Source organism: Ruminococcus sp. AM43-6 (genome assembly GCF_003461785.1).
In the GTDB taxonomy this organism is placed as follows: Bacteria; Bacillota; Clostridia; order Oscillospirales; family Ruminococcaceae; genus Hominimerdicola; species Hominimerdicola aceti.
Window position 1 is genome coordinate 1 of sequence record NZ_QTXU01000051.1, and the last position, 6,877, is coordinate 6,877.

Here is a 6,877-nt window from a genome sequence, read left to right on the forward strand (position 1 = left end):
AAGCACAGAAACATTGTAGCCATAGTGCTTGCTTGCGATAGTGCCATAATTTCGTGCTATGTCGCCCTTTGTATCTGTGCTGACAAAGGACATTCCGCTTGCACAGGCAAGCTCTATATTTGGATACAAGAAGTAGGCTGTTTTTCCCACGCCTGCGGCGCCTACCATAAGAGTATGAACATCGCCCGTGTCTACAAGCGCAACAGTCTTTTTGCCCGAACCTCTGCACCCAACCACCGTTCCTTGAACAGTCGGAAGAGCCACGCCTTTACGCCATTTCTCAGGCTCAAATGGCAAAGGGATAAAAGTCTGCTTTATCTCCGATTTAGTCGCCCACCTCGCAGTTCCATGCTGACCGTCACCGACCTTTTTTGCCTTTATTCCGTTAAGCGACTTGTTGTCAAGCAGATTTACAACCACTAAAAAGGCGATAAAAGCTACAACAAGTGCTCCTATGAAAATCATTTGTTTTTCATTCAATTCACCACTTCCAATCTATAAAATATTCTATCTTTTGTATTTAATAAGATAGTTAGTTTGTTATCTTCAAGGTATTGCGCTGTGAGGCGGAGGGTATCGCATTACCCGAACTCCATACACGGTTCGGGTTCAGAAATAATATCTATATCCTCGCACTGCTCCTGAATCGGTACACTTAAAGCTTCCTCAACCGACAATCTGACAGCATTATCCGCAAGCTGATACAGCAATTTGGCAGTCTGTACTGACTGTTCACGGGTACGGGCTGTCTGTTTAAGATCACGCAAAACCTCATGCATACATTCCTGCAAAGCCCTTTGTTTCTGTGCCTTTTTGCCCTTGTCGGTGTAAGGCTTGTAACTACTCCCCAGCTTGCCTTGAAGCCTTTCAAACGCTTTACATTCGCTGTTTATCCGCTCACTTTTGGGCATAAAAAACGCCGAGCCTGTCAAAGCATACTCAGCCAGATACTTGTATTGTCCGTTTTTGAAAGTTGCATAGATCTGCGAGGTCAGCTTATCGGGACGGCATTTCAGATACCCAAGTTCACTCACTTCTTTCAGATATTCTTCCTTTCGCTTATGAGGAACAGCAGGCAAAAATTCCGCTCCGTTTTTTGCCTTTAAAATTTCGTTCCAATCTTTGAATTTAGGTGCAAGCCATTTAACGTTTGGATATCCGTTTTCTGTGAGTATATCCCGAAGTCTGTCAACAGCCTCGATTCCGCCCTCATCGTTATCAACGCAGAGAATGACTTCTGACAGGTTAGAATGGTTCTTTAACGCTGTTAAAACGGCATTTTCATAAACACCGTTCATGGCAATGTAGCTGTTTTTCTGCCATTCCTGCGGATAGAGTGTAAGAAAACTCATCATATCAATGGGAGCCTCAAACACGAACAGCTTTTCCGACTTGCCAAAGTGGGAAAAGCTGTAACGGGTATCTGAACCCTCGCAGGTAATGCGGAAAGTTTTCCCGAAAGAATTGGTTGAACGCTTGCTTGCCTGACGTGGAACGCCGTTTTCATCAAGCCCTACAAACACTGCATTGTGGTGCTGTTTGTCCTCATAAAGTGTATGCTGTTTTGCAAAATGGCTGATAATATCTGGAGAAATAAACCGCTGTTTTATGAGGTATGCGAACACTCTGTGCATATTTGAATTGGCTTCGGGAAGCTTGAACTCTTTCGTTTTTTCTTCATGCACAACAGCTTTTGAAGGAGCATAAGAGAGGGGAGTTATCGTCTGTCCTAACAGTTCGTGAACAGCCGTCTGAAAGTCCATATCATAGAATTCCTGCATGAATTTTATTGCTCCGCCGCCCACTTGATTTTTATGGTCGAACCAAGTCGAGCCACGGAGCGTTATGCTGTCGTGCCTGCCCGAACCGTCGTAGTAAATGAGCTTATGCTCTCTGCCGACACGTTCCAGCTTTTCACCCCGCATACGCAAAAACTGCTCCAAGTCTACCGAATTTGCAAGGACTTTTTGTTCGTCTGTAAATGGGATATATGGCATAACTACACCAACCTTTAATACTTGACATTTTCCGCAAACTTAGCCATAAGCTGCGAAAAACTCTGTCTTTCCATCATATCCGTACCAAGATATGCTCCTGATACTACTGTCAGCTTGTCCTCACTAAGCACAGCATAAGTTTCGGTGTACCCAAACTGCGTAGCCATACCGTCAGACTTTTGAACAGAGCCGTACTGCTGATATTTTCCTTTTGAATATACATTTGATGTCATACGATAATTTGACACAAAATCGTCCTCGGTGATACCGCTCATCTGTGCGGAGGTCTGTCCGAAATAGTAATCCCCGAAGTTTTCAAGGATATATTCCATGTCGTAATCAAGATTACTTTGACTTAAATCAATGCATAGAACATTAACTATTCCTCCGCCGTTTTTGCCTTTAAGCATAATTTTCTGTATTCCGTTTGACTCATCTTTTTCCGATTCAAAGGAACAGCCTTTCATCGACTCAGTAACCAATTCGCTTGTATCTTCAAAGCTGATATTTGAATCGAAAAACTCTGCGATAAAGGTATCGGACTTTACCTGTTCATTGTTGACGGTACTTTCGACCTCCGAAGAGACAGCCGAATCCAATACGGACTCGGCTGTTATCGGCGTTGTTGCGGTAGTTTCTGCTGCATTCTGTATTGGCGGACTGATCGTTCCGCAGGCGGTCATTGTCATTGCGATTGCCGCTGAAACCATAGCTGAATATATTTTTTTCATACACAAATTCTCCTTTTTAAACGATCGACCAGATATACAACGGAGCAGTCAAAGCAAAGATAAGACAGCCGAAAATGATAGCAATCGGCGTCCACTCCAACTGCCCGTGTTTGCGGTAATCCAAGTATGCCAGCGTTATCTTAACAAACAGCAAAACCGCCAATATCACGTCGATTACGGGGAACACGACGTTGTTTACAACCGAAACCACCTGCGATCTTGCAGTGGTCCAAGTGCTTTGCACAGCTCCCGCAACATCGCCTGAAGCATAAGCAGTTAGCGACATCATAGCTGCAAAGCACACCGAACTTGCTGCTGCGATCAGTTTCTTTTTAGATCTCATTTCACATCATCCTTTCTCTGTTCCTTATCGTTCCTCTTGCATATGACCATACCGAAAGCCATAATAACCGCTGCGGCTACTAGATAAAGCTCAGCACTATTGTCTGCGGATACACCTGTATTAGGAGTATCTATTGTGACTGTAGGAGGAATTTCAAGATCAGGCGTATGCTCATCGTACATAACGACCTCCGTTACACTTCCGTCAGTATTCACAGTAAACTTTATCTCGCTTGCAATCTCATAACCGTCGGGAGCGATCGTTTCACGGAGCGTGTACTCCTTGCCTGCAATCAGCTTGCCCTCGATAAAGTGAGCCTCGTCTGTTGATACCCATTCCGTGGCAACATTTCCGTCCTCGTCAATAATCTGAAGCGTTGCGCCGGGGAGCTCCTCACCTGTAGTAATATCCTGCTTGGAAATTCTGACTTTTGTAGATTTATTCACAGCTTTAATTTCTATGACTTCGCCGTCCTCAGAAATTGTCACAGGGTAGCTTTCATCGCTGAGAATATATCCTGTGGGAGCTTCGATTTCCCTGACGATATACTCGCCGTATGGGATCTTGTCAAATTCAAAGTGTCCGTTTTCATCGGAAACAGCGGTCATATATGCGTTGTCAGCAGTAAACTCAGCAGTATCAACAGCAAACAGTCCGAACAAAGCATTTTCAAGAGATTTCTCGTTTTCATTAACCTTTTTACCGCTGATTTTTCCACGTTTTAAAGCATTCTTAAACTCGCCGCAATCAACAGTAACAGTAGTTACTTCCTGTCCCATATACTCGAAGTTTACAAGGTACTTTTTACCGTTCAGAACATAATGCTCATCGGTTGCAATTTCCTGAACGTAATACTTGCCGAAAGGCAGAGCAGTATCAAACTTTGCGGACATATTTTCAGCAAGACTTATTTCAGAAATCAGTCCGTCAGCAGGAATTACCGAGCCGTCAGCGACGGTAATATTCTCGGCTGCGAACAGTCCGAAACGAACTCTGGTATATTCATCGGAGTTACCGATGTTAAATAACTCGTCCTTTTCCATGACCTTAGAAAGTGAAATTTCTACACCCTGATAATCGTTGACAAATGACGTATTTACGGTATCACGAACAGCAATTTCCTGTCCTGCATAGGTCAGTTCAACAAACTGAGATTCTGCGTTAAGAGCATAGCCGTCAGGGGCAGTAATTTCTCTGACTTCATACTTGCCAAGATACAAAAGGCCTGTTTCTGCATATCCGTTTTCATCGGTCGTGATCTCAGCTACAACATCGCCGGCATTTGCTCTGATCGTGCCGTCAAGCGTCACAATATCTTCTACTGCGATAATCTGAAATACTGCACCGGACAGATTTCCGCTTGCAAAAACGGGAGTGTAAGTTGTCGGATTTACAATAGTTTCGCAGTTTTCGTCCGTGTAAGCAGATGATGCTGTAGCGACCGTTGTAAAAATATCACCTGTTTTCTGAACAGAAATTCTGCCCTTCTGTGCGGTATTTGTTTTCTCCACAACTACGGTTTCCACTGAACCGTCAATTGTAAATGGAACAGGATTTTTATCAAGCACATAACCCTCCGCCGACTGCACTTCGTGAAGCTCGTAATCGCCGTAAGCAAGCTCCTGCGGCAGCATCAGCGAGCCGCTTTCATCGGTGTAAAATGTGTCGAGAATCATTTCTGACGGATAGTAAATTTTTTGAGAAATATATTCGGAATTTGCACAGTCCCAAACCTTGAAGCCTATGCCCGAAACGGGGATCACATTGCCTGTTTCAGCGTCCTTTTTTACGATTTTTACAAAGGATTTTTTTACTGCGTCATTGAGCAAATAGAAATATTCTTTTTCGTTTTCGCTGATTACAACCTCAAAATCCTCCATATATTCGGTGCTTTCCCAGCCCTTGGTCTGATGAACGACATAGATTCCGTAAGGGAGCATTTTTGTCGCAGCAAAGCCGTTTTCATTGCAAGTCAGATAATCACGTTCTGTTTCAGTAGCATTTTCATAGCTACCAGACGACTTGAGATAAACCTCAAACTCTGCTCCGACTTCGGGAGTTTCGATCTGTGTTGAGCCGTTATCGGAATGCTTGATTATGCTGATTTTTCCCTTGACAACATCCTCAGTCACAGTCATAGAGATTGGATTGTATTCAACTGAATAATTCTCAGCTTCTGCACCAACCGAGTATACAGTTTCGTCAAGCAGATAACCCTCTGATGGAGAAATCTCCTGAACCGTGTAATTTCCGCAGACATACTCTTTTGTTTTGAAATATCCGTTTTCATCGGTCGTATAGGTATCCACCAGTTCGCTGTCACGGTAAATGCCGTAAACTGCACCTGCAAGAGTTCCGTCGCCCTGTGCGGAAACTGTTTCGGAATCCTGCTTTGTCACTTGGGCGGTAAACTTTTTGAGAACGTTCTTAAAGGTCTTGGTTGAGGTTGCGTCTGCTGTCAGAGTTGCTGTCTGATCGGCAGGAACAACATACTTTAACGGAACGTTTTTCTCAGAAATGGTGTAAGTTATCTTGTTGTTATTGCTGTCGTAAATGGGAATATCGGAGAGAATTGCGATACCGTCAGAACCTGTTTTTATGCTATAAGTCTTGCCATTGCCTGTTACAGTAAATTCTCTGCCGCCGTTCTGATTATCCTCAGACTGCTTGTTGATCTTAATAGAACCTGTTTTGAGTTCGTTGTTGAACCTGACATTGACAGTAAGGTCAACATCGCCGCTTGTCAGAGTCACATTCTGTGCCTTGGGAGTTTCATATCTCGTATCTACGTTGATTTCGCAAACAGTGTAAGTGATAGCCTTGCCTGTGGACATATCATAAACTTTCAGATCGTCAAAGGTCGCAATGCCTTTTGCATTGGTTTTAGCAGTTTCAGAAAGAGATTTTCCATTGTATGAATAGGTGATTTTGAACTCCCTGCCGCTGATTATGCCATCCTCGGCAGTTTTGTTAATTTTGATTGTTCCTGTTTCATAGTCCTCTTTCACCTTGTTTTTTCCTGCTTTGATTGTATATACGGTCGAATCAACTGAATAACCTGTAGGAGCCTTGATTTCCTTTGCGTAATAAGTGCTGTCAGGAAGCTGAATTTTACCTGTTCCGTCAGCACCTATCGTAATTTTTCCGACCTTTTTGGTGCAGGATTTATCACTATAGATTCCATATACCGCAGTAGAATTATCAACGCTTGATTTTCCCACAAGATCACCGTTTGTATTATACTTATCTATCTCAAAAGTCACATCGGTCTTTGTGATCCTAAAAGCCGACATATTCATAGCAGTTGCAGTTTTGCCGTCGGTCTTGTTGTTGATAACAACACCCTCCGAACCGTTGGACTCTATTCTCCAATGCCTGCCGCCTGCGCCTTTGCCGTCACCGACTGTTTTGGAATTGATAAGGCTGTCCGAAACGCCGATAGATTTCAGGTAAGACACTACATCTGAACGGCTGTTAAATTCGCCCATATATATCCACGCATGATCTTCGCCATATGGATTCTGAGCCACCACTACCGAACCGGGCATAATCGTCGAACCGTTGGAACACTCCCAGTATGGACGGTCTGTTGTCTTGATGTTTTTCTTTTCAACATCGATCTTAGAAGTTTTACCGCCGTAGCTGATAATGCAGTTGTCGTTTACCGACAGCCAGTGATCGGTATCAACGGGAACGGGGTTGTTCCAAGAAAATCCCGAAGTCTTGTATCCAAGCTGCGTCAGCGTATAGTACACAAGTCCCGAACAGTCGATACCAAGGTTGTTGATCGTCTGCACCGACAGCGG

The 6,877-nt window shown here is 43.8% G+C and carries 4 protein-coding genes and 1 pseudogene; all 5 read right to left on the reverse strand.

Features of this window, described 5'->3' with window-relative positions; translation table 11 throughout:
* Positions 1-480: pseudogene (locus tag DW938_RS13955) on the reverse strand (type IV secretory system conjugative DNA transfer family protein); the annotation flags it as partial.
* Positions 481-581: 101 nt separating this feature from the next.
* On the reverse strand, positions 582-1,997 hold the full coding sequence (locus DW938_RS13960; protein ID WP_118125516.1) for a DUF3991 and toprim domain-containing protein: 1,416 nt from the start codon (positions 1,995-1,997) through the stop codon (positions 582-584).
* Between the two features lie 14 nt (positions 1,998-2,011).
* Entirely contained in the window at positions 2,012-2,728 is a 717-nt protein-coding gene (locus DW938_RS13965; RefSeq protein WP_118125518.1) for a hypothetical protein, read from the reverse strand.
* A gap of 16 nt (positions 2,729-2,744) precedes the next feature.
* On the reverse strand, positions 2,745-3,071 hold the full coding sequence (locus DW938_RS13970) for a DUF3852 domain-containing protein (RefSeq protein WP_117898182.1): 327 nt from the start codon (positions 3,069-3,071) through the stop codon (positions 2,745-2,747).
* A partial coding sequence (locus tag DW938_RS13975) for a SpaA isopeptide-forming pilin-related protein (RefSeq protein ID WP_147342406.1) occupies positions 3,068-6,877 on the reverse strand: 3,810 nt, incomplete at its 5' end. The genes DW938_RS13970 and DW938_RS13975, both read right to left, overlap by 4 nt.

Bases quoted from the DNA above. Each gene is read 5' to 3' on its own strand.
- DW938_RS13965 (WP_118125518.1), bottom strand. From the start codon at position 2,728: ATGAAAAAAATATATTCAGCTATGGTTTCAGCGGCAATCGCAATGACA.
- DW938_RS13970 (WP_117898182.1), bottom strand. From the start codon at position 3,071: ATGAGATCTAAAAAGAAACTGATCGCAGCAGCAAGTTCGGTGTGCTTT.
- DW938_RS13960 (WP_118125516.1), bottom strand. From the start codon at position 1,997: ATGCCATATATCCCATTTACAGACGAACAAAAAGTCCTTGCAAATTCG.